This is a genomic window from Burkholderia sp. Ac-20344 (assembly GCF_017104975.1).
GTDB lineage: Bacteria > Pseudomonadota > Gammaproteobacteria > Burkholderiales > Burkholderiaceae > Burkholderia.
Genome location: NZ_JAAGPP010000009.1, coordinates 87,388 through 110,752, shown reverse-complemented (window position 1 = coordinate 110,752; position 23,365 = coordinate 87,388). Strand labels below are relative to the sequence as shown.

Sequence of the window (23,365 nt, the reverse complement as noted above, 5' to 3'; positions counted from 1 at the left end):
CCTGTTCACGTTTTATTTTTTTCAAGACGACGACGGCATACGAGATGTCTCGCAGTCACTGAAGTTCAGAGGTGTGCTCGTCCGTTCTTTGCGCTCGCGACCGCCGCGGCGGCGAGCGAAACGGCAAACCGCGACGGCCGGCCCGCGCGAGCGTCGACGAACGGCGCGGTCGCCGCGCGGGCATGCACGCGATCGTTCCGGCGCAAGGCCGGCCCGGTGGTCGCGAAGCGGATGCCGTTGCCGTGTTTCATCTGTCTAGCGTTCCTCGATGCGGGCCGTCACGCGGCCTGCCAGTACGCGTCGAGGCGCGCGTACAGTGCGTCGCGCTGCGCCGGTTCGATGAACGACGCCTCGAAGCCGTTGCGGATCACCGCATGGACTTCGGCATCCGTGAGTTGCAGCCCTTCGGCCGTCGCGAAGTAGTTTTCATTGACGTAGCCGCCGAAATAGGCCGGATCGTCGGAGTTGATCGTCACCGCGACGCCGCGATCGAGCAGGGCCTTCAGCGTGTGCTTCGCCATGTCGTCGAACACGCACAGTTTCAGGTTCGACAGCGGGCACACGGTGAGTGCCGTGCGCGTCTTGGCGAGGCGTTCGACGAGTGCCGCGTCCTCGATGCTGCGCACGCCGTGGTCGATCCGGTCGACCTTCAGCACGTCGAGCGCTTCGTAGATGTATGCGGGCGGGCCTTCCTCACCCGCATGCGCGACGAGCTTCAGCCCGAGCGCGCGCGCCTTGTCGAACACGCGCGCGAACTTCGTCGGCGGATGGCCGAGCTCGGACGAGTCGAGGCCCACGCCGATCAGGCGATGGCGGTAGCGCTCGAACAGCGGCAGCGCGGCTTCGAACGTCGCGAGCGCATCCTCTTCGGACAGGTGGCGCAGGAAGCACAGAATCAGCTTGCTCGACAGCCCGCGTTGTTCGGCATCGGCGAGCGCGCGCTCGATGCCGGCCACCACCGTCTCGATCGGCACGCCGCGTTCGGTGTGCGTCTGCGGGTCGAAGAACAGTTCGGTGTGGACGACGTTGTCGGCGAGCGCGCGTTCGCAGTACGCGGCCGTCATGTCGTAGAAATCCTGCTCGGTCAGCAGCACGCTTGCGCCTGCGTAATAGATGTCGAGGAACGACTGCAGGTCGGTGAACGCGTACGCGGCGCGCAGCGCGTCGATCGAGTCGTACGCGAGCTTCACGCCGTTGCGCTGCGCGAGCGCAAAAATCAGCTCGGGCTCGAGCGAGCCTTCGATATGGATGTGCAGCTCCGCTTTCGGCGCGCGGGCAATCTTGTTCTTGAATGTCGGGGTCATGGCGTCGTTCTTGGTCGGTCAGTAGGTAGGGGAAGCCTGCGCGGATGCGTTTGCGTTTGCCTCGACGGCCTGCAGCAACTGCGCGGCCACCGAGATCGCGATCACTTCGGGCGCCTTGTCGATGATGCCTTCGACTCCGATCGGGCAGCGCATCCGCGCGACCTGGGCCGGGTCGATGCCGATCGCCGCGAGGCGATGATCGAACTGCACGCGTTTCGCACGCGAGCCGGTCATCCCGAAGTACGCGTAGTCGCCGCGCCGCAGGATGCGCTCGGCCAGCACGAAATCAAGTGCGTGGTCGTGCGTCATCACGACGAAGTAGGCCTGCGGCGGTGCTGTGTCGACCGCATCGGCCGGGGCAGCGGCCGCTTCGATCGCGAGGTTGCCGATGCCGGCGAGCGCATCGGCCGGCGGGAACACCGCGTCGGGCCCGTCGATCCAGCGCACGTGGCACGGCAGCGTCGCCAGCACCTTCACGAGCGCGGTGCCGATGTGCCCGGCGCCGAACAGCACGACGGGGAACGCATACGGCGCGATCGTTTCGGTCATCAGCGACACGCCGCCGGTTTCCCATAGCAGGCAGTCGGCACGCGCGGCTTCCGATTCGGGTTCGCTCAACAGCGGCGCGCCCGGCGAGGGGCCGAATGATACGCTACGCACGGTCGCGGCGCCGGCCGCGACACGCTTCGCGAGCGACATGATCCAGCCGAGATCGCCGACGTCGAGCCGCTCGAACGCGAGCACCACGGCGCCGCCGCAGCACTGTCCGAGGCTCGGGCCGAGCGCGAGCCGCTCGAGCCGGCGCGCGTGCGGCACGTGCGCGCCATCCTTCAGCAGATGCCGTGCGATCTCGATTGCCTTCCATTCCAGATGACCGCCGCCGATCGTATGGCGGGCCATGTCGCGCGTGACGAGCATCTTGGTGCCGGCTTCGCGCGGCGCGGAGCCGTCAGTGTGCGCGACCGTCACGAGCACGGCCGCTTCGCCATGCGCGAGCAGTTGCTGCAGATCGCCGAGCCAGGCTTCCATCAGCACGCTCCGTTCGGGACGACGCGGCATGACACGCGGCGCAGGCTGGCGAGCGTGGCGGCAACGATGACGGACGGGAGCGGGGCGGGCCGGCCGCACGGCCGATGCGGTGCGGCGGCAGCGCGCCGACGGCGCGCGCGAACGGCACCGCCGGATGCGCGGACGCGAAGAGGGTGACGGATGCGGATGGTTTGCGTTGTCATGATGAATCCAGTCGACATTGCGGGTCGGGCGCGCGTTACGCAGGGGGGAGACCGCCTGGCCTCGCGCACGTAGATCGCCATCCAGTCACGAAGATAGCACCGCAACGCGGCGGGAACATCACGGGGCGGTGATCCGGGCTATCAGGAGGCGATCATGTCGATCATAGGCCCGCCGCGCGGGATCGGGGCGCCGATGCGTGCTCATCGGGCCGAAACGCAGGCGTGGCGGGGCGGGGCGCGGAAGTCACGCGATGCGCGTTCGCCCGGAGATCCGGGCGGCGGCGGAGTAGGTGTTTACGCGGGGCCACCCAAGCGGGGCCGCGCAGGCGCGGCCCGCCGGGTTGGGCTGGCGAGCGCGCCGGGGCCGGGTGGTTACCGGCTGGCGGTGTGCGGCCCGGGCGAGCGTGCCGCGTGCTGGCCGGTGCGAAACCGGCCGGTCAGGCTACGAGCTTGCGGCGATGGCGCCAGAGGCTCGCGACGACGGCGATCAGGATCGCGGCGAAGCCGATCAGTGCCCAGCCCGGCAGCAGGATGCCGAAGATCGGCGGGTAGACGGTCTCGCACAGCCCGGCGACCTTGAACATGCCGGGGAACCACTGCGCGGGCGGCAGGCTGTCGACGATCGGCTGCAGCGTGTCGAAGCCGCAGCTGAAGCCCGGATTCATCTGGATCGACAGGTGCCGGGCGGCCGTGCCGACGCCGCCGGCCGCGGCGATCGCGATCAGCAGCTCGAGCACCCAGACGCCGCGCCAGTTGCGGATCCCGGCGGCCAGGAACGCGAAGATCCCGATCGCGCAGAAGAAGTAGCGCTGGATGATGCACAGCGGGCAGGGGTCTTCGTTCTTCACGTACTGCAGGTACAGCGCACCGGCCAGCAGGGCGATGCACGCCCAGCCGAGCAGCATCAGCAGGCGGCGTTCGCGGCGGATTGCGAGCGTGTAGTCGTTCATGTCGGCGGGGTTCCTCGTGGTCGATCCGGAAAACAATCGCGCGATTTTAGCGCGAACGGTCCGGCACGAAACTGACAGCGCGCATGCGGCAACCTGCCGCACCGCGCGTCCTGTCCGCTGGCGGTCGGTTGGCCACGGTCAGCGGATCGTGTTCAGCACGGCCTCGACCGCCTGGCCGATCGCGAGCAGCGCGTCGTCGCGATGCGGTGCCGCAGCGAGCATCAGGCCGACCGGCGCCGCGTCGCGCGGATGGCAGGGCAGCGACAGCGCGCACGCGTCGAGGAAGTTGAACGCGCTCGGGTTGCGCAGGATCAGCGCGTTGGTGCGCGTGAACGCGGCGTCGTCCGCTTCGAGTTCGGCGATGCGCGGCGGCACGACCGGCACCGTCGGCGCGACGAGCGCATCGAAGCGCGCCCAGACCGTGTGTGCGGCTTCGTCGAGCATCGCCGTGCGCGCGGCGAGCAGGTCGAGATAGTCGGCCGCGCTCGCGGGTTCACCTTTCAGGATCCGCGTGAGCACGCGCGGGTCGTACTGGTCGCGGTGCTTGGCGAGTAGCGGACGATGCCACGCGTAGGCCTCGATCGGCGAGAAGCCGAAGCGGTTGATGTCCGGCAGCCGGTCGAGAGCCGGGAAGCGCACTTCCGTGACGATCGCGCCGGCGGCTTCGAGATGCTTGAGTGCGGCGTCGAGCGCGGCCGCGACGTCGGCATCGACGCCATCGGTCACGTAGTTCGTCAGCACGCCGAGCCGCACGCCTTCGAGCGGCCGGGCGGCCGGCACGTGCGGTTCGAGGCCCGCCAGCATCCGGTCGACGAGCGCGCAGCAGGCGACCGTCAGGCCGATCGGGCCGAACGAGTCGAGCGTCGTCGACAGCGGCACGCCGCCTTGCGTCGGGATCCGGCTCGCGGTCGGCTTGAAGCCGGTCAGCCCGCACAGGGCAGCCGGAATGCGGATCGAGCCGCCCGTGTCGGTGCCGAGCGCGACGGCCGCCATCCCGTCGGCGACGGACGCGGCCGCGCCGGACGACGAGCCGCCGGAAATCCGCGCGTCGCCCGGCACGTCGCGGTGATACGGCGAACGCGGATGGCCGAAGTGCGGATTCAGCCCGAGCCCCGAGAACGCGAACTCGCTCATGTTGGTGCGGCCGACCAGCACCGCGCCCGCGCGCTTGAGCCGCGCGACGGCGACCGCATCGGTGCGCGCGGCCGGCGCGCCGTCGAGCACGCGCGAACCCGCGCGTGTCACTTGGCCCGCGACGTCGAACAGGTCCTTGACCGACACGGGAATGCCCGCGAGCGGCGACAGCACGGTGCCCGCGGCGCGCAGCCGGTCATGCGCGTCGGCGGCTGCGCGCGCGTTGTCGGCATCGACTTCGGTGAAGACGACCGCACCCTGGCCCGACGGATCGGCGATCCGGTCGAGCGCGGTGTCGACGAGCGCGCGGCTCGTGGTCCGGCCGGCGGCGAGGTCGGTGGCGAGCTGGGCGAGCGGGGGAAAGGGCGTGAAAGTGGTCATGGCGGCTCAGGGGCGAAGATGGTGAAGAAGCGTGGAGCGGAACGAATCGATATGGCTTTCGACGGCCGCGCGCGCGCCGGCGGCGTCGCGCGCGGACAGCCGATCGAACAGTTCGCGATGCTCGTGCTGAACGTCGGCGAGATGGTGGGGTTCGGACAACGTGACGAACCAGAAGCGCAGCGAGCGCTCGTGCAGCGCGCGCAGGATCTCGGCAAGGACCGCATTGCGCGCGGCCGCGGCGATCGTCTGGTGGAACGCGCGGTCGAGTTCCATCATGCCTTCGACGTCGTGCGTATCGACGCACGCCTGCCCGTCGTCGAGCAGCGCCGCGAGGCGCGCGAGATCGTCGGGCGTCGCATGGCGCGCGGCGAGCTCCGCGCAGTGCGCTTCGTTGATGCGCCGCACGTCGATCACCGCGACGATGTCGTCGAGCGACAGCGGCTGCACCATCAATCCCTTGCGCGGCATCACGGACAGCAGCCCTTCGAGCACGAGCCGATGCACGGCCTGGTGCACCGGCGTGCGGCCGATGCCGGTGCGCGCGACGAGGTCGGCTTCGTTGAGGGCGGCACCGGGCTTCAGGCGCATCGTGATGATGTCGCGCTGGATCAGTGCGTACGCGCGGTCGGCGAGGCTGGCCGCCGGCGCGGTAGGGCGTTCGCGGGTGACGTCGGTCAGGGCGTTCATGCGGAGGGCGGCACGGCGGCCGGACGGGGCGCGATCATGGCGCGTTCGATCGGGAAGCGTGGACGATGCCTGGATATTATTGTGATATATCACGAGTGTCCAGTACCGGCGGAAATGCATCGGCGTGGCCGGCGGGCGGCCGACACGCCCCGATGCGGTTTGCCGCCGACTTGCAACAAGATCGACAGGATGTTGCAGGTTTGCCGCTCGATCGCGCGCTGAAGCATAATGAATCCTCGTTTATCCATACGCGTGAGCGACGTACCAGACCATCGTCATGAGCGAAAACACGCCTTCCCCGGCCGGTCTGCCCGGCACCTCCTCCGTTTCTTCCGATTCCCCCCGTCCCGCTCCGGCGAAAGCGCCCGATGCGCCGGCAGCCCAGGCCGCCGCGCAGAACGTTGCCGCGGACGGTGCGTCGCCGGTCACGGCAGCGTCCGAGCCGGGTGCGCCCGGTGCAACGGGTGCCGCCGTCGATGGCGTTGCCGCTGCCGCGCCGCCGAAGCATGGCGCGCCACCACCGGGGTTCGGCGCGCAGCCCGACTTCGACACGCCGCGCCCGCCGCCCGCGAGCGCGCAGAATGCGCCGCCGGCCTACCTGAAGCAGAGCGATACGCCGTGGTCGGTGTTCGGCCGGATCGTGGCCGCGCGCGCGCGCCGGCTGTTCGACCGTGCCGGTCAGCGCATCACGCAGCGTACGCTGCGCATCGGCGTGTCGGCGCGGATCTTCCATCCGGAACCGGGCGCGAAGGGGTTGCGGGGCAAGACGCTGCAGTATCTCGAGGAATCGATCGCCCACTGGGTGATGTCACGCGACGTGCTCGTGTTCATGATTCCGACCGTCGGCCACCAGGGGATGATTCACCCGAGCAACATCCGGCTGCGCGACTACGCTAAGCATCTCGACGGCCTGCTGCTGCAGGGGGGCGCCGACGTATCGCCGCAAACCTACGCCGCGTCCGACGCCCGCCCCGAATGGCCGGGCGATCGCGTGCGCGACATGTACGAACTCGAGCTGCTGCACGAGTTCGTCGAATCCGGCAAACCCGTTCTCGGCGTGTGCCGCGGCTGCCAGCTGATCAACGTCGCGTTCGGCGGCTCGCTGTACCAGGACATCGCCACCGATGTGCCGACTGCGAATGCGCACGTGAGCGAGCATTACGACCAGCATCGTCATGCGATCCGCTTTCCGGATTCGTCGACGCTCGCGAGCATGTTCCCCGGACGCAGCGAGGCGATCGTCAACTCGATTCACCATCAGGCGATCCGCGATCTCGGCCGCGACCTGAACATCGAGGCCGTGTCGGCGGGCGACGGGATCATCGAAGGCATTCGCCATCGCCGTTCGCCGTTCGTCGTCGGCGTGCAGTGGCACCCGGAGTTCCATCGGGCCGGCGGTTCGGAGCTGCTCGACTGCACGCCGCTGCTCGATGCGTTCCTGCGCGCGGCGCGCGAAACCCGCCTGTAGCAAGCCACATGCTTCGCGTCGTACGAAGGCCGGCCGCATTCCGATAAATTCGAGATGCGGCCGTTTCGTTTTGCACGATAATCGCGAGTCCCGATTCGTTCGCCGGAGTCTGACGTTGGCTTTCCGAAACTTTTCCCCTGCACGATGCGCGACGTGGATCGTTGCGCTCGCTGCCTGTGCGCAAGCGGGCGCGGCCTGGTCCGCCGACGCGACCGCGCCCGCCGCCGGTACGCGTCCGGCAGTCACGAGCCTGCGCGGCGACGCGGATGCAGCCACCGCGGTTGCGACGGATGCATCCGCGCGAGGCAACGTCGCCGAGCTGACGCAGATGCTGCACGATGGCCGGATCGTCGAGATGCGCACGACGTACAACGGCAGCTACGGCGCGAGCCTGATGTTCGATCCGCGCGAGATGACGTACTACGTCGCGCTGTTCCAGGACAAGCGCCTGTGGCGCGTGATCCGGTCGCAGGAGAAGAGCCGCGCGGAGATGGTGTACGCGAACTTCGTTCAGCAGACCGTACAACTTGCCGATATCGAGATCCGCCGTACCGAACTGGAGGCGCAGAAGGCGTTTCTCGAGCGTGTGATCGCACTGCAGGCGAATCGTGCGCAGCAGTTGCAGGCCGACCTGAGCGTTGCGCGCAACCAGCAGGCCGAAGTCGCGCAGCGGCAGCGGTCGGCGCAGGAGCAGGCACAGGCGCTGCAGGTCGAGAAGCGGGCCGCGCAGATGCAGCTGCGTGATTTGCAGGAACAGGTGCGGCAACTCGAGAAGCAGACCGAGACGGGGCTGCCCGCGCACAAGTAACGATTCGTCGGACCGACGGAGAGAGACGAGCAAAACCCGGCGAAGCGAGCTTCGCCGGGTTTTTTTATGGCGCGGCCGTCAGTGCGCGAACGCGTCCGGCGTATCGGTCAGGCGGTGGTGGGATAGTTGGGCCGTCCAGTCGAACCCGGTGGCGGGCGCGTGCGTTGCGCGGGCAGGCTGGGTTGCGCGCAGCGTGTTTGCCATCGCGATCAGCGTGAGCGGATCGTCGCGCGTGTCGCGCGTATCGCCAGTCGTACGCGGCGGCGCGACGAGCCGATCGCGTGTGCGGGCGTCGACCGTGCTGCTCCGGATCGGTGGATGTGAGGCCAGCCGCGACACGGTCGCGGGTCGAGCCGGTGCCGCCATCGTGCTGTGCTTGCCGTTCGAACGGGGCGGCGATGCAGTGGCCGTATGCGGCACGCCGGACGTTGTTTTCGGACGAAGCGATGCCGGATGGCGCGCGACGTGGTGCGTGGCCGGCGGTGATTCGGCTGCTGTCACGACAGGCGTGGATATTTTGCGCTGCGGTGGCGCGCTCGTCGACGGCTGCGGCTTAACCGTGGAGACCCGCACGGTGCCGAGCGTCGACGTAGCGTGATCCGGTACGCTGCCGGCCGTGTGAATCGCGTATGCAGGCCCGAACCCCGGAATCGGTTCATATGCGGCGATCAGCCAGCCGATGATGCCGAGCGCGCCGATGCTCCAGCAGATCGCGTACCGCACACGGCGGTCGCGAAAGCCGCCGGCGGTATGGCGGGAGCGCCGGCCCGCACCGGCAGGCAGTGCAACCGGCAACCCGGCGCAAGCCGGTGCCGACGCTTCTACGGGCAGCGGCTGCCAGTGGCACGTGCGGTGCGGCCGGTCTACGTCGATGCAGGACGTGGCCAGTGTTGCGAGGCAGTGCTTGCCGGGCCGCGCACCCGGTGCGCCGCGAAAGATCCAGTCGCGGCCGAACGGCGGCACGTGATCGAGCGGAGCGACGCGCGGGCGGGCGAGCGCGCCTGTCACGGGGACGAGGGACGATGGGGTCATGAGGGCGGTGCACCATGCGACACGGGCGACCGTGCCGGTGCGGCGCGGAAATGTCGTTGCAAATCGAGACATTGTGGTCAGCCGGCGAAGGCCGGTCGATCAGATCAATCTGATTTTTGCTTCCGTTTCGGGACGACTCGTACGAGGCGAACGCCGCGACGGCAACGGCAGGGGCGGCACAAGGCAAATGTCGGGTTGGCGTGGCATGATGCGCGAACCATGCCGGTGGGCGCGTCGTCGCGCGACGCGCCGCCGGCGGGCAGCGATGCCCGTCGCGCCGGCCCGGCGCTGCGTGCGTCGTCGGATCCATGCGGCGCGGATTCGCGCCATCCGAGCTGAGCGAGAAAAACATGTCCACAGCAGCATCACACGCCATCGCGCAGGAATCGAAATTCCGCACGGTGTTCCGCGTCGTCAGCGGCAACTTCCTGGAAATGTACGACTTCATGGTCTACGGCTATTACGCGTCGGCCATCGCGAAAACCTACTTTCCGAGCGGCAACGCATTCGCGTCGCTGATGCTGTCGCTGTCGGTGTTCGGCGCAGGCTTCCTGATGCGGCCGGTCGGCGCGATCGTGCTCGGTGCATACATCGACCACCACGGCCGGCGCAAGGGGCTGATCCTGACGCTCGGGCTGATGGCGCTCGGCACGCTCACGGTGGCTGCGATACCCGGCTATGCGACGATCGGCGTACTCGCACCGGTGCTCGTGCTGCTCGGCCGGCTGCTGCAGGGCTTTTCGGCGGGCGTCGAACTCGGCGGCGTATCGGTCTATCTGTCGGAGATCGCGACGAAGGGGCACAAGGGGTTCTATACGTCGTGGCAGTCGGGCAGCCAGCAAGTGGCCGTCGTGTTCGCCGCGTTCGTCGGCGTGTTGCTGAATCGCGCGCTGCCGGCCGAGGAGATGACCGCGTGGGGCTGGCGCATTCCGTTCCTGATCGGCTGCCTGATCGTGCCGTTCCTGTTCCTGATCCGTCGTTCGCTGAAGGAAACCGACGAGTTCCTCGCGAAGCGTCATCGTCCGACGATGGGCGAGATCATGCGTTCGATGCTCGACAACTGGGGCGTCGTGGTGGCGGGCATGGGGATGGTGATCATGACGACGGTGTCGTTCTACATGATCACCGCCTATACGCCGACGTTCGGCAAGGAAGTGCTGCACCTGTCGTCGCTCGACGCGCTCGTCGTGACCGTCTGCGTGGGAATCTCCAATCTCGTGTGGCTGCCGCTGTCTGGTGCGTTGTCCGACCGCATCGGCCGCCGCCCGGTGCTGATCGCGTTCACCGTGCTGACGCTGCTGTCGGCTTACCCGGCCGTGCTGTGGCTCGTCGGCGATCCGTCGTTCCTGCGGCTGCTCGCGGTCGAGCTGTGGCTGTCGTTCCTCTATGCGTCGTATAACGGGGCGATGGTCGTCGCGTTGACCGAAGTGATGCCGGCCGACGTGCGCACCGCCGGTTTCTCGCTGGCATACAGCCTGGCGACGACGATCGGCGGCTTTACGCCCGCAATCTCGACGCTGCTGATTCATCAGACCGGGAACAAGGCGGCGCCGGGGCTGTGGCTGAGTATTGCCGCGATTTGCGGGCTGATCGCGACACTCGTGCTGTATCGCACGCCCGAGGCGCGCAATCAATACAAGGCGGCCTGACGGGCGCCCGCCTATCGCGCGGCGCCGGCCGCACGCATCGCATTGAAAAAGGGAGCGCGCTCCCTTTTTTCGTCTGCGTTCAGGCTTCGCGCAGTGCGCCGGCGACCGCGGCCGCCACGTCGAGCCATTGCCCGGGCGCGGGCTGGCGGGCGAGCGTGGCCTGCGGGTACCACGGGCAGTCGTCACCGGTGAACCAGCGCCAGTCGGGTGCGAACGGCAGCATGACCCACAGCGGCTTGCCGAGCGCGCCGGCGAGGTGCGCGACCGCCGTATCGATCGTGACGACACCGTCGAGCCGTTCGATCAGCGCGGCCGTGTCGGCAAAGTCGTTCAGCCGGCCGTCGAGCCTATGCATGCGCGGATGCGCGTCGACGCGCGCGCGTTCGTCGTCGTCGAGTGCGGGCTGCAGCACGATCCAGTCGATGTCCGGCAGCGCAAGCAGCGGCGTGAGCGCGTCGAACGGCATCGAGCGATTTTCCTGCGCCTGCCGGCGCCCCGACCACGCGAGGCCGAACTTGCGCTTCGACTGCCCGCCGAGCGAGCCGCGAAAGCGCCGGCCGGCGCCGTCGGGGGCGTCGAGGTAGCGCGAGCCCGCGACGATGTCCTCCGTCTGAAGCCCGAGCAGGAACGGCAAGCTCATCAGCGTGCACGCGACGTCCGCGGCAGGCGGTTTCGCGGTGCCCTGTGCGACGAGCGTCACGCGCCAGCGCGACGCGGCCGGTGCCAGCAGCGTAACGAGTTCCGGCTGGACTTCCAGCACGACGCGCGCGCAGCGTGCGCGGGCAAGCGGCACGAAGCGGACGAACTGCAGCGTGTCGCCGAAACCCTGTTCCGCGCGGATCAGCAGCGTGCGCGACGCAATCGGCTCGCCTTGCCAGCGCGGCAGCGCGCCGAGCGGCGTCGCGCCCGGCGTGTCGTGGCGCGCTTCATAGGCGGGCAGGCCGCGCGTGAAGTCGCCGAGCGTGAGCAGCGTGACCGCGCGGTGCAGCCGTGCCAGCGTGAGATCGGGCGCGACACGCAGCGCCTGGTCGAATGCGCGCAGCGCCATCTCGTGCGCGCCGAGCGCGTGATGTGCGTTGCCGAGGTTCAGCCAGGCCAGGCTGAACGACGGATCGAGACCGACGGCACGCTCGTAATAGGGCAGCGCGTCGCGGTGGCGTGCCTGCGCGCTCAGTGCGTTCGCGAGCCCGAACAGTGCGAGCGGAAACGGCGGATGCAGCGCGAGCGCGGCTTCGAACGCGGCGGCCGCCTCGGCATGCCGGCCGACCGCGTCGAACGTGTTGCCGAGATTGAAATGCGCGGCGACGAAACGCGGCTGCGCGGCGATCGCGGCCTGGAAGTGCGCGATCGCGTCGTCGGCGTGGCCCATCGCGTTCAGCGCCATCGCGAGGTTGTTGTGCGCACCGGCATGCCCGGGCCGCAGCTCGAGCGCGCGATGGAACGCGGCGAGTGCGTCGTCGTGGCGGCCGAGCGCGTTCAGCGCGTTGCCGAGATTGTTGTGGATCGATGCATCGTCGGGCGTGAGCCGGAGCGCGCGGCCGAAGGCATCGATCGCATCGTCGTGGCGCTGCAGCGCCGCATACGCGTTGCCGAGGTTGTAGTGCGCGAGCGGAAATTCGGGCGCGAGCGTCAGCGCATTGCGAAAGCGGTCGACCGCTTCGTCGAGCCGGCCGAGTGCCTTCAGTGCGTTGCCGAGATTGAGCTGCAGCGCGGCATCGTCCGGACGCAGCGCGACGGCGCGGCCGACGAGATCGGCCGCCTCGGCGTGCTGGCCCTGCTGGTGCCGCAGCACGCCGAACAGATGCAGTGCGTCGGCGTCGGCGGGGTTGGAGGCGAGCGCGTTGCGATAGCCGTGCTCGGCCTCGGCGAGGCGGCCCGCGCGGTGTGCGGCATACGCTCGGTCGAATGCGGAATCCATGACGCGAAAACTGACGGAAAGCGCGTATTTTCCCACACCGCGCGGCGGTGCCGCGAATCGGCCGATCGGCATATGGCCCCGTCACGTGGAGCGGCGTAGACTTGCAGGATCGCGTGTCATCGAGGTTCTCATGGCTGACACACTGCCCGATATCCCGCCCGTGCTGATCGTCGGCGCGGGGCCGACCGGCCTTGCCGCGGCGATGAGCCTCGCGCGGGCCCGCGTGCCGGTGCGCATCATCGATCGGCTCGCTGCGCCCGCGCCGCATTCGCGCGCGATCGGCATCCAGGCGCGCACGCTCGAACTGCTGGAGCAGCATCGCGCGGTCGAACCGTTTCTCGCGCTCGGCCATCGTGCGCATGCGGCCGCGCTGCATGCCGACGGCCGCGTGATCGCGCGGCTCGATTTCGATCCGCTGCAAACGCGCTATCCGTACCTGCTGTTTCTCGACCAGACCGTCACCGAGCGGCTGCTCGCCGAGCACCTGGCCGGGCTCGGCGTGACGGTCGAGCGCGGCGCGACACTGACCGCGTGCGATGCGGGCGGCGCGTCACTCGACGTGTCGATCCGCTGCGCCGACGGTCGCGACGAATCGTTCACGCCGTCGTACCTGATCGCTGCCGATGGCGCGCACAGTACGGTCAGGCATCTGCTCGGCCTGGGTTTCACCGGGCATGCGTTCGAACAGACTTTCCTGCTTGCCGATTTCGCGGCGATACCCGATTGGCCGGACGAAGAGATCCACCTGTTCACGACGCCCGAAGGCATCGCCGGCCTGTTTCCGATGGGAGGCGGCCGTTACCGGCTCGTGGCCGACCGGCCGCCGGGCAGCGACGCGTCGCCCGATGCGCCGACCCCGTCGCTCGCGGAATGCGACGCGATCGTGCGTGCCCGTGCCGGCGCGTCGATCTCGCCGAGCGACCTCGCGTGGTCGTCCTATTTTCACCTGCACAGCCGGATGGTCGACCGGCTGCGTCACGGCCGCGTGTTCTTCGCGGGCGACGCCGCGCACGTCCACAGCCCGGCCGGTGCGCAGGGCATGAACACCGGCATCCAGGAAGCGTTCAATCTTGGCTGGAAGCTCGCGCGCGTGCTCGGCGCGGGCACGCCCGAGCGGCTGCTCGACACGTATCACGCCGAGCGCCATCCGATCGAGCGCGACGTGTTGCGGCAGACCGGTTTCGTCACGCAGATCGTCGAAGCCGAGCGTGGTGCGATGAAACTGCTGCGCGATCATGTCGTACCGCTGCTGGCGTCGTTCGGGCCGATGCGCGACGCGGTGCGGCGCACGGTCAGCGAACTCGGCGTGCAGTACCGGAAGAGTCCGCTCACGCTGGAGCGCGTGCTCGACGGCGGCCCGCGCGCAGGCGAGCGGGCACCCGATGCGCACGTACGTGTGCTCGACGGGCCGCTCGGTCAGGCGCCCGGAACGGCGCGGCTATACGACCTGCACGATCCGGCGAGCTTCACGCTGCTGCTGCTGGAAGAGCCGGCAAATGCCGACGCCGGCGCAGTGCCGCCGATGCCGGCCGATGCGCAGGCGCTCGTGCAGGGGCTCGAACGGATCATGCCGGATGCGGTGCGCGTCTGGCGCGTCACCGATGCCGAAGGCGGTGATGCCGGGCTTGCGCAGGAATACGGCCGCTCGCGGCCGTCGTTCTACCTGCTGCGGCCCGACGGTTATGTGGCCGCGCGAGGGCGCACGGCCACCGACGCGAACGCGCTGCTGCGCCACTGCGAAAACTGGTTCGCGGGCATGTCGAGATCCGCGTAGCCGCGCGGTCAGGCGCTCGCCGTGGCGGGCACGAGCGACGCACGATGCACGGCGATCGCGTCGCGCACGATCGGCGCCGCGCGTTGCGCAGCTTCACTCGACGGATCGTCGAGCGCCGCGAGTAACGCACGGCGCATCCGCGGCTCCCAGAAGCGCCGGATATGGTCGGTGATGCCGGCCAGTGCTTCGTCGCGATCGGGCATCGATTCGAAGAAGGCGCCGATCTGATTGGCCATGTCGATCAGGTGTCCGTTGTCCATCGCTTCCTCACTTGCCTGTCGTCACGGTGGTGGCAGCCGCCGCTGCGCGGCGCTCGAGCAGATCGAGCTGCTCCGCGTTGAAGCGCGCGTAGGCTTGCTGCCAGTCGGACGGCTGCGCAACGGGCAGTACCTGCACGGCCGTCACCTTGTACTCGGGGCAGTTCGTCGCCCAGTCCGAGCTGTCCGTCGTGATCACGTTCGCACCCGATTCCGGGAAGTGGAACGTCGTATACACGACGCCCGGCTGCATGCGTTCGGTCACGAGCGCGCGCAGCACCGTCTGCCCCGCGCGCGATTCGATGCCCACCCAGTCACCGCTGCGGATGCCGCGATCCTGGGCGTCGTGCGGATGGATCTCGAGGCGATCCTCTTCGTGCCAGCGGACGTTTTCTGTGCGGCGTGTCTGCGCGCCGACGTTGTATTGCGACAGGATGCGACCCGTCGTCAGGATCAGCGGATAGCGTTGCGTGACCTTCTCCGGCGACGCAATGAACTGCGTGATCACGAACCGGCCCTTGCCGCGTACGAATGCGTCGATATGCATCGTCGGCGTGCCTTCCGGTGCGTGCTCGTTGCACGGCCACTGGATGCTGCCGAGCGCGTCGAGCTTCGCGTACGACACACCCGAGAAGGTCGGCGTGAGCCGCGCGATCTCGTCCATGATTTCCGACGGATGGGCGTAGTCCATCTCGTAGCCGAGCGCGCGCGACAGCATCAGCGTGACTTCCCAGTCCGCGTAGCCCGCGAGCGGCGGCATCACCTTGCGCACGCGCGAGATGCGGCGTTCGGCGTTCGTGAACGTGCCGTCCTTCTCGAGGAACGACGAGCCGGGCAGCAGCACGTGCGCGTATTTCGCGGTCTCGTTCAGGAAGATGTCCTGCACGACGATGCATTCCATTGCCGACAGCGCGGCTGCGACGTGCTGCGTATTCGGGTCCGACTGGACGATGTCCTCGCCCTGGCAGTAAAGCCCCTTGAAGCTGCCGTCGAGCGCCGCGTCGAACATGTTCGGGATGCGCAGCCCCGGTTCCGGTTGCAGCTTCGCCGACCATGCTGCTTCGAACTGCGTGCGCACGATCTCGTCGCTGATGTGCCGGTAGCCGGGCAGCTCGTGCGGGAACGAGCCCATGTCGCACGAGCCCTGCACGTTGTTCTGGCCGCGCAGCGGATTGACGCCGACGCCTTCGCGGCCGATGTTGCCGGTCGCCATCGCGAGGTTCGCGATGCCCATCACGGTCGTCGAGCCCTGTGCGTGTTCGGTCACGCCCAGCCCGTAGTAGATCGCGGCGTTGCCGCCCGTCGCATAGAGGCGCGCGGCTTCGCGTACCAGGTCGGCCGGCACGCCCGTTACTTCGGCGGTCGCCTCGGGCGAGTTGTCGGCACGCGATACGAAGTCGCGCCATTGCTCGAATGCACGCGTCTCGCAGCGCTCGGCGACGAACGCGTCGGCGACGAGCCCTTCGGTGACGATCACATGCGCGAGCGCATTGACGATCGCGACGTTGGTGCCGGGGCGCAACTGCAGGTGGTGCGTGGCCTTCACGTGCGGGCCGTCGACGACGTCGATGCGGCGCGGGTCGATCACGATCAGCTTCGCACCCTCGCGCACGCGCCGCTTCAGCCGCGAGCCGAACACCGGGTGGCCGTCGGTCGGGTTCGCGCCCATCACGACGATCACGTCGGCCTGGCTGACCGACGCGAACGTCTGCGTGCCGGCCGATTCGCCGAGCGTCGTCTTGAGGCCATAGCCGGTCGGCGAGTGGCACACGCGTGCGCAGGTGTCGACGTTGTTGTTGCCGAACGCGGCACGCACCAGCTTCTGCACGAGGTAGGTTTCCTCGTTCGTGCAGCGCGACGACGTGATGCCGCCGATCGAGTCGCGGCCGTACTTCTGCTGCAGCTGGCGGAATTGCGTTGCTGCGTACGTGAGCGCTTCGTCCCAGCTCACTTCGCGCCACGGGTCGGTGATCTTCTCGCGGATCATCGGCTTCGTGATGCGGTCCTTGTGCGTGGCATAGCCCCAGGCGAAGCGTCCCTTCACGCATGCGTGGCCTTCGTTCGCGAGGCCGTTCTTGTGCGGCGTCATGCGCACGACCTGCGTGCCCTTCATCTCGGCCTTGAACGAGCAGCCGACGCCGCAGTACGCGCAGGTCGTGACGACCGAGTGTTCGGCCTGCCCGAGCTGCACGACCGATTTTTCCTGCAGCGTGGCGGTCGGGCAGGCGGCGACGCACGCGCCGCACGACACGCATTCCGATGCCATGAACGATTCGCTTTCGCCCGCGGCGACGCGCGACTCGAAACCGCGTGCGGCGATCGTCAGCGCGAACGTGCCCTGCGTTTCCTCGCAGGCGCGCACGCAGCGGTTGCAGACGATGCACTTCGACGGGTCGTACGTGAAGTACGGATTCGACTCGTCCTTTTTGTCGCGCAGATGATTTGCGCAGTCGTTGCCGTAACGCACTTCGCGCAGCCCGACGACGCCCGCCATGTCCTGCAGCTCGCAGTCGCCGTTGGCGGGGCAGGTGAGGCAGTCGAGCGGATGGTCGGAGATGTACAGTTCCATCACGTTGCGACGCAGCGACTGCAGCCGGTCCGACTGCGTGCGCACCTTCATGCCCGCTTCGGCAGGCGTCGTGCACGAGGCCGGATAACCGCGCCGGCCCTCGATCTCGACGAGGCACAGCCGGCACGAGCCGAACGGTTCGAGCGAATCGGTCGCACAGAGCTTCGGGACGTTGACGCCGGCTTCGATCGCCGCACGCATCACCGACGTGCCGGCCGGCACCGTGACCGGCTGGCCGTCGATTTCGAGCGTGACGTCGGTATCGGCATACCGTTGCGGCGTGCCGTAGTCGGTATCGTCGAACGGGTCGCGGGCATGCGCCTGAGCGGCGCTCTTGCACGCGCATTGGCCCGAGCCGCAGCCGCCTTGGCGGACGTTGTTCGTGTCGAGGGACATGCAGGGCTCCTTCTGGGTCAGGCCGCAGCCTTGACCGGACCCGACGCGGCATTTTTGCCTGCGGCGAGCCCGAAATCTTCGGGGAAATGGTCGAGCGCGGACAGCACCGGGTAGGGTGTCATCCCGCCCATTGCGCACAGCGAACCGGCCAGCATCGTGTCGCACAGGTCGCGCAGCAGTGTCACCTGCCGTTCCGACGTATCGCCGTGGCGGATGCGCGCGATCGTTTCGACGCCGCGCGTCGAACCGATCCGGCACGGCGTGCACTTGCCGCACGACTCGATCGCACAGAACTTCATCGCGTATTCGGCCAGATCGGCGAGGTTCGACGTGTCGTCGTGGAGCACGATGCCGCCGTGGCCGACCACCGCGCCGATCGCCGTATACGCTTCGTAGTCGAGCGGCACGTCCCACTGGTGGTCGGGCAGGTAGGTGCCGAGCGGCCCGCCCACCTGTGCGGCGCGTGCGGGCCGGCCGCTTGCCGTGCCGCCGCCGAAGTCGAACAGCAGCTCGCGCAGCGTGACGCCGAACGCGAGCTCGACGAGGCCGCCGTAACGGATGTTGCCCGCGAGCTGGAACGGCAGCGTGCCGCGCGAGCGGCCCATTCCGTAGTCGCGATAGAACGCGGCGCCGCGCGCGAAGATCACGGGCGCCGTCGCGAGCGTGATCACGTTGTTGATGACGGTCGGCTGGCCGTGAAGGCCGGCGAGTGCGGGCAGCGGCGGTTTCGCACGCACGACGCCGCGCTTGCCCTCGAGCGATTCGAGCAGCGCCGTTTCCTCGCCGCACACGTACGAACCCGCGCCTTTCGCGACGTGCAGCTCGAACGCATGCGGGGAGCCGAGCACGCGTTCGCCGAGCCAGCCGGCTTCGCGTGCGCGGACGATCGCGGCTTCGAGCATCGCGATCGCGTGCGGGTATTCGCTGCGCACGTAGATGTAGCCGACTGTCGCGCCGGTCGCGACGCCCGCGATGATCATCCCTTCGATCAGGCAGTACGGATCGCATTCCATGATCAGGCGGTCGGAGAACGTGCCCGAATCGCCTTCGTCTGCATTGCAGACGATGTATTTCTGCGCGGCGCTCGCCTGCCGGACCGTGCGCCACTTGATGCCGGCCGGGAAGGCCGCGCCACCGCGGCCGCGCAGCCCCGATTCGATCAGCGTTTCGCACGCCGCATCGCCATCGAGCGCGAGCACGTTCTTCAGGCCGGCGAGGCCTTCGTATTGCAGGTAGTCGTCGATCGACAGCGGATCGGTCAGGCCGATGCGTGCGAACGTGAGGCGTTGCTGGCGCGCGAGATAGGGCAGTGCGTCGACGAGGCCGACACCGCTCGGATGCGTGCCGCCTTCGAGCCAGTTGGCGTCGAACAGGGCGGGCACGTCGGCGGCCGACAAGTTCGCATAGCCGACGCGGCCGGCGGCCGTGCCGACCTCGACGAGCGGCTCGAGCCACAGCAGCCCGCGCGAACCGTTGCGGACCAGTTCGATCGCGACGCCGCGCCGCTCGGCTTCCGCCGCGATCGCGGCGGCGAGCGCGTCGGCACCGAGTGCCAGCGCGGACGAATCGCGCGGGACGTAGATGCGGGTCGTCATGCGGCCTCCGGGGTGTGGGCGACCGCGTCGGCAAGCAGCGCGTCGAATTTCTCCGGTGTGACCTTGGCATGCAGCACGCCGTTGACCGTCAGCGACGGCGACTGTGCGCACAGTCCGAGGCAGTAGACCGATTCGAGCGCGACGTCACCGGGCGCGTGCACATCCGCGACATCGCGGTGCGCCGCGTCGAACCGGCAGCCGGTGCGGGCTTCCGCGTGCGCGGCCAGCGCCTCGCAGCCCATGCTGCGGCACGCTTCGGCGCGGCACATCTGGATCGTCACGCGGGCGGGCGGCGCGGTGCGGAAGTGATGGTAGTAAGTCAGTACGCCGTGCACTTCCGCGCGCGACAGGTTGAGTGCCCTGGCGAGCGGCGCGACGCAGCCCGGCGGCACGTAACCCGCGTCGTCCTGGATCGCGTGCAGGATCGCCACGAGCGACCGGCCGGCGCGTGCATGGCGCTCGACGAGCGCGTCGGGCGCTTGGGAATTCGGGGACATCTTGTGCTCCTCCAAAGTCTCATATGCGCTCGAGATTCATATAGTGCGCATCGCGACTTCGATCTGATTGATTTTAAACAACGATAAGCGGAAGATTTGGCCGTCGCAATAGGAAATCGGAGTGCATAATTGATTCGAATCGAATGCGACGCGTATCTGACCGTACGCGACACGAAAGGCCGCGCGGCCAGCCTGTCGGATGTCGCGCCCTTGCTGGAACTCGTGGCCGACACGGGCAGCATTGCGCAGGCCGCGCACGCGAAAGGGCTGTCCTACCGGCATGCGTGGGGCATGCTGCGCGCGCTGGAGGCGTGCATCGGCGGGGAACTGATCGAAACCGCGCGCGGCAAGGGCTCGACGCTGTCGGCACTCGGGCAGGCGGTCGTCGATGCGCAACGCCTCGCGCGTAGCCGGCTCGACGGGAACCTGCGCGCGCTGGCGGCCGAAGTGGCGAGCGACCTGAACCGGCGGCTCGCGCAGCGCGACGGCGCCGTGCGCATTCACGCGTCGCACGGCTACGCGGTCGCGACGCTCGTCTCCGCGCTCGTCGATGCGCAGGCGGCCGTCGACATCAAGTATCGCGAGAGCGTCGAGGCCGTGCAGGCGCTCGCCCGCGGCGAGTGCGACCTGGCCGGCTTCCATCTGCCGCGCGGCGCGTTTCGCGCGCAGTGCGCACAGATCTACCGGCCGTGGCTCGACGATACGCGCCATGTGCTGATCCACCTGACACGGCGCCAGCAGGGGCTGTTCGTTCCGCGCGGCAACCCGAAGCAGGTTCGCGGGCTCGCGGATCTCGCGCGCAATGACATCCGCTTCGTCAATCGCCAGCCGGGGTCGGGCACGCGGATGCTGCTGGATCTCGCGTTGCGCGCGATCGGCATCGATCCCGAGCGCATCGACGGCTACGCGTCAGCCGAGCTCACGCATTCGGCGATCGCGGCGTTCGTTGCGAGCGGGATGGCCGATCTCGGCTTCGGCGTCGAGCCGGCCGCCCGTCATTTCGGGCTCGATTTCATCCCGGTCGTCGACGAAGACTATTACTTCGCATGCGAACGCGAGCGGCTCGACGCCCGGCCACTTGCCGGCGTACTGGCGCTGCTGCGCGATGCGCGCTTCGTCGAGCGCGTCGCGCATCTCGACGGCTACGATCCGGCCGCATGCGGGACGCTGACGGGCATCGCGACGGGGCTGGCCGGCGGCGACGGTGCGAGCGTGCCCGGCGGCAATTCCCGGTAACGCGGGCATGATCGAACCGCGCTGCAGCAGCGGGGGATTTGCGCTACGCTTGCCGCTTGATCAACGTTCCAACAAGCACGCCGTTCAAGCGTCATCCCGCCATGAAATTTTCCGTTCCTCTCGCCGCGGCAGCGTTGACCGCGGGGCTGCTGGCCGCTGTTTCGCCGTTTGCGCTCGCACAGAATTCCCCCGGGGTGCCCGGCGGTATCCTGAGCGAACAGTTTCGCCTGAACGAGCATCCGCAGATGCCGTTCGCGGCGTCGACGCCGTCGCAGAAATACCAGAACGGCAAGAAGTCGGCATTGCGCCGCAAGGGCGACATGGGCGATCCGAACGGCTGCAACCTGAAGTGTCCGATGGATAGCCAGTAACCAGGCGGACGGGCGCGCCCGCACGAGGGTCATGCGGGGCCGGTTCGACTGGCGGGCGTTGCGCTCGCGCGCCGACTTGGCCGGCTGACCGGCGACTGCCGGAGTCCCGTTCGATTCCGATGCTGTCCGAGCCCCGCGAAGCGTTGCCGCTTCGCGGGGCTTTTGCTTTCCGGCGAATCTTCATGCGATTCGGTGCCGGTGTATGCGTATCGCCGGCCTGGCGGGTGATCTAGGGTTAACCCGTAAATCAGGAAGGATGTCTTCCAGAAACCTGCCTTATTCTTAAGCATCCGCCTACATAAACTTCGGGTTGTCAGCGATGAACAAAATGTTCACCGCGAACACAGACAAATCTGGAGGTAGGTCATCATGAAGTCGCTCGTTCAAGCTGTTGTCGTTGCTGCCGCTCTCGTTGTCCCGGTCGTCTCGTTTGCCCAGTCGGGTTCGACGATCACCCGCGCGCAGGTTCGCGCCGAACTGCTCCAGCTGCAGCAGGCAGGTTACAACTCCGCTCGCGGCGAGGATCCGCATTACCCGGAAGCGATCCAGGCCGCGACGGCGCGTGTTGCAGAGCAGCAGCGCAGCGCGCTGGCGCAAGCGCAAGGCGTTGACGCCAGCGGTTACGGCGCGCAGGCACAGGGCGCGTCGGCATCGGGTTCGCGTGCAATGGGCGTGCGTCCGGCGACCGCTGAAGAAATGAAGTCGCTGTATCGCGGCAGCTAAGTCGCGTATCGCCCGGTGTGCGCGAATGCCAATGCGACGACGCGTCGCGCCCGGCACTGCGGCACCCGGGCCGGCCGCTGCCCGCCGCGATCGACGATTGCGCGGGCGTGGGCAGGACATCCGTCACCTCCTGTCGCCGGAATACCGGTGGCATTCCGCCCGGCCCACCCGTGGCTGGGCGCTTTTTCGGAAGGAGAGGGGCGCATGCGTTTCGCCGGCAACAAAAAACCCCGCAGACTTGCGTCATGCGGGGTTCTCGTGCGGCGAGCGCGGAATTTGGTGGAGGCGGCGGGAATCGAACCCGCGTCCAGAAGCGCTCCACGACTAGTTCTACATGTTTAGTTCAGTCATTTGATTTAACCGCAGCGACGCGGACGAACACGCTGCACTACGGCGATTCGCTAGGTTTTCGACCCTGGCGTCGCGACGCCGACAGGGCTTAACTGACGTAAATGACCTCTGGCGGTATTGCTACCGGTCTTGCGACACTAGCCCGTCAGTGAACTAGGCAGAGGACGGCGGCCGTTAGGCTGCCAGTGCGAACGTATCGTCGTTTGCAGTTACGATTTTCCCATTGATTAACGAGGTGACGGGTCCTCGACATGCCCTAGCCGCTTCACAACCCCTGTCGAAACCAGGTCGCCCCCGCGGATAAGATCAAACATTATAGCCCAACATCGCGCAGCAGTTCGCGCAGTTGCTGCGTCGTGTCGACGAGATGCTGCGCTTGCCAGTCAGCCGGCGCCGCGCCGTCGCCGCAGTAGCCGTACGCGGCCGCGACCGTCGCCATGCCGGCCGCGCTGCCGGCCTGAATGTCGCGCAGGTCGTCGCCCACATAAACGATGCGCGCCGGCGCGAGCGTCAACTGGTCGGCCGCATGCAGCAGCGGGGCCGGGTGCGGCTTCGAGTGCGGCGTTGTGTCGCCCCCGACGACGCAGGCGGCACGCGGCGCGAGGCCGAGCAGATCGACGAGCGGCGCCGTGAGCCGCATCGCCTTGTTCGTGACGATGCCCCAGCGCACGCCGCGCGCGTCGAGTTCGTCGAGCACGTCGCCGATGCCGGGGAACAGTGTCGTATGCACGCACAGATCCGTCGCGTAGTTGGCCAGGAACTCGTCGCGCATCGCTTCGTAGCCGGGCGTGTGCGGATCGATGCCGAACGCGCCGCCGAGCAGGCCGCGTGCGCCGGCCGAGGCCAGCGGCCGCAGCACGTCGAGCGGTGTTTCGGGCAGGTCGCGCACGCGTTGCATCTTGTTGACGGCAGCCGCGAGATCGGGGGCCGTGTCGGCGAGCGTGCCGTCCAGGTCGAACAGCACGGCATCGCAGTGCAGCAGGCGCGGTTCGTCGAGTGCAACTCGCGCGGTCGAGAGGGGAGTCGTCATGCC

Annotated in this window: 20 protein-coding genes and 1 other RNA gene; 7 read left to right on the top strand and 14 right to left on the bottom strand. The window is 68.3% G+C overall.

Going from position 1 to position 23,365, the window contains the following annotated elements; translation table 11 throughout:
* Window positions 1-65: 65 nt before the first annotated feature.
* From G3N64_RS05070 to G3N64_RS05045, 6 genes are all read right to left on the bottom strand, one after another.
* Window positions 66-251, bottom strand: a complete 186-nt coding sequence (locus G3N64_RS05070) for a hypothetical protein (RefSeq protein ID WP_205782669.1) — start codon at window positions 249-251, stop codon at window positions 66-68.
* Between the two features lie 27 nt (window positions 252-278).
* On the bottom strand, window positions 279-1,304 hold the full coding sequence (locus tag G3N64_RS05065) for an adenosine deaminase (protein WP_205782668.1): 1,026 nt from the start codon (window positions 1,302-1,304) through the stop codon (window positions 279-281).
* Window positions 1,305-1,322: 18 nt separating this feature from the next.
* Window positions 1,323-2,333, bottom strand: a complete 1,011-nt coding sequence (xdhC, locus tag G3N64_RS05060) for a xanthine dehydrogenase accessory protein XdhC (protein WP_205782667.1) — start codon at window positions 2,331-2,333, stop codon at window positions 1,323-1,325.
* A 640-nt stretch (window positions 2,334-2,973) separates the two neighbouring features.
* The gene (locus G3N64_RS05055) at window positions 2,974-3,486 is read right to left on the bottom strand and encodes a disulfide bond formation protein B (protein ID WP_205782666.1); all 513 of its coding nucleotides are present in this window, start codon (window positions 3,484-3,486) and stop codon (window positions 2,974-2,976) included.
* Window positions 3,487-3,624: 138 nt separating this feature from the next.
* Window positions 3,625-5,001, bottom strand: coding sequence for an amidase (locus tag G3N64_RS05050; protein ID WP_205782665.1), 1,377 nt, complete (start codon window positions 4,999-5,001; stop codon window positions 3,625-3,627).
* 6 nt (window positions 5,002-5,007) lie between these two features.
* Window positions 5,008-5,688: a GntR family transcriptional regulator gene (locus tag G3N64_RS05045; RefSeq protein WP_205782664.1), complete on the bottom strand. Its 681-nt coding sequence runs from the start codon at window positions 5,686-5,688 to the stop codon at window positions 5,008-5,010.
* 277 nt (window positions 5,689-5,965) lie between these two features.
* Here G3N64_RS05045 and G3N64_RS05040 point away from each other — a divergent pair, with 277 nt between their 5' ends.
* The gene (locus G3N64_RS05040; RefSeq protein ID WP_205782663.1) at window positions 5,966-7,156 is read left to right on the top strand and encodes a type 1 glutamine amidotransferase; all 1,191 of its coding nucleotides are present in this window, start codon (window positions 5,966-5,968) and stop codon (window positions 7,154-7,156) included.
* A 115-nt stretch (window positions 7,157-7,271) separates the two neighbouring features.
* Window positions 7,272-7,964 (top strand): DUF2968 domain-containing protein, encoded by a 693-nt coding sequence (locus G3N64_RS05035; protein WP_205782662.1) that lies wholly within the window; start codon window positions 7,272-7,274, stop codon window positions 7,962-7,964.
* A gap of 78 nt (window positions 7,965-8,042) precedes the next feature.
* Here G3N64_RS05035 and G3N64_RS05030 read toward each other — a convergent pair whose 3' ends face one another.
* Window positions 8,043-8,996 carry a hypothetical protein gene (locus G3N64_RS05030; RefSeq protein ID WP_205782661.1) on the bottom strand — a complete coding sequence of 318 codons (954 nt, stop codon included), beginning with the start codon at window positions 8,994-8,996 and terminating at the stop codon, window positions 8,043-8,045.
* Window positions 8,997-9,346: 350 nt separating this feature from the next.
* On the opposite strand from G3N64_RS05030, the gene G3N64_RS05025 reads away from it, so the two are divergent.
* Entirely contained in the window at window positions 9,347-10,645 is a 1,299-nt protein-coding gene (locus G3N64_RS05025) for an MFS transporter (protein ID WP_205782660.1), read from the top strand.
* A gap of 79 nt (window positions 10,646-10,724) precedes the next feature.
* Here the strand turns inward: G3N64_RS05025 and G3N64_RS05020 are convergent, their stop codons facing one another.
* Window positions 10,725-12,635, bottom strand: coding sequence for a tetratricopeptide repeat protein (locus tag G3N64_RS05020; protein WP_205782659.1), 1,911 nt, complete (start codon window positions 12,633-12,635; stop codon window positions 10,725-10,727).
* A 58-nt stretch (window positions 12,636-12,693) separates the two neighbouring features.
* Here G3N64_RS05020 and G3N64_RS05015 point away from each other — a divergent pair, with 58 nt between their 5' ends.
* Window positions 12,694-14,337: an FAD-dependent monooxygenase gene (locus tag G3N64_RS05015; RefSeq protein WP_205782658.1), complete on the top strand. Its 1,644-nt coding sequence runs from the start codon at window positions 12,694-12,696 to the stop codon at window positions 14,335-14,337.
* A gap of 8 nt (window positions 14,338-14,345) precedes the next feature.
* On the opposite strand, the gene G3N64_RS05010 is transcribed toward G3N64_RS05015, so the two are convergent.
* From G3N64_RS05010 to G3N64_RS04995, 4 genes are read right to left on the bottom strand one after another with little or no spacing between them, the layout of a single operon-like run.
* A complete protein-coding gene (locus tag G3N64_RS05010; protein ID WP_205782657.1) occupies window positions 14,346-14,597 on the bottom strand; it encodes a formate dehydrogenase subunit delta in 252 nt (83 codons plus the stop codon).
* Between the two features lie 7 nt (window positions 14,598-14,604).
* Window positions 14,605-17,559 carry a formate dehydrogenase subunit alpha gene (fdhF, locus tag G3N64_RS05005; protein WP_205782656.1) on the bottom strand — a complete coding sequence of 985 codons (2,955 nt, stop codon included), beginning with the start codon at window positions 17,557-17,559 and terminating at the stop codon, window positions 14,605-14,607.
* Between the two features lie 17 nt (window positions 17,560-17,576).
* Window positions 17,577-19,154, bottom strand: a complete 1,578-nt coding sequence (locus G3N64_RS05000; protein ID WP_205782655.1) for a formate dehydrogenase beta subunit — start codon at window positions 19,152-19,154, stop codon at window positions 17,577-17,579.
* Window positions 19,151-19,651, bottom strand: a complete 501-nt coding sequence (locus G3N64_RS04995) for an NAD(P)H-dependent oxidoreductase subunit E (protein ID WP_205782654.1) — start codon at window positions 19,649-19,651, stop codon at window positions 19,151-19,153. The genes G3N64_RS05000 and G3N64_RS04995 overlap by 4 nt, the downstream gene beginning before the upstream one ends.
* A gap of 129 nt (window positions 19,652-19,780) precedes the next feature.
* Between G3N64_RS04995 and G3N64_RS04990 the strand changes: the two genes are divergently transcribed.
* From G3N64_RS04990 to G3N64_RS04980, 3 genes are all read left to right on the top strand, one after another.
* Entirely contained in the window at window positions 19,781-20,887 is a 1,107-nt protein-coding gene (locus G3N64_RS04990; RefSeq protein WP_205782653.1) for a substrate-binding domain-containing protein, read from the top strand.
* A gap of 101 nt (window positions 20,888-20,988) precedes the next feature.
* A complete protein-coding gene (locus tag G3N64_RS04985) occupies window positions 20,989-21,258 on the top strand; it encodes a hypothetical protein (RefSeq protein WP_205782652.1) in 270 nt (89 codons plus the stop codon).
* Window positions 21,259-21,627: 369 nt separating this feature from the next.
* The gene (locus G3N64_RS04980) at window positions 21,628-21,981 is read left to right on the top strand and encodes a DUF4148 domain-containing protein (protein ID WP_205782651.1); all 354 of its coding nucleotides are present in this window, start codon (window positions 21,628-21,630) and stop codon (window positions 21,979-21,981) included.
* Window positions 21,982-22,258: 277 nt separating this feature from the next.
* Here G3N64_RS04980 and ssrA read toward each other — a convergent pair.
* Together ssrA and gph are read right to left on the bottom strand one after the other, a co-directional pair.
* Window positions 22,259-22,628, bottom strand: a transfer-messenger RNA (tmRNA) gene (gene ssrA, locus G3N64_RS04975).
* Window positions 22,629-22,645: 17 nt separating this feature from the next.
* A complete protein-coding gene (gene gph, locus G3N64_RS04970; protein WP_205782650.1) occupies window positions 22,646-23,362 on the bottom strand; it encodes a phosphoglycolate phosphatase in 717 nt (238 codons plus the stop codon).
* Between the last annotated feature and the right edge of the window lie 3 nt (window positions 23,363-23,365).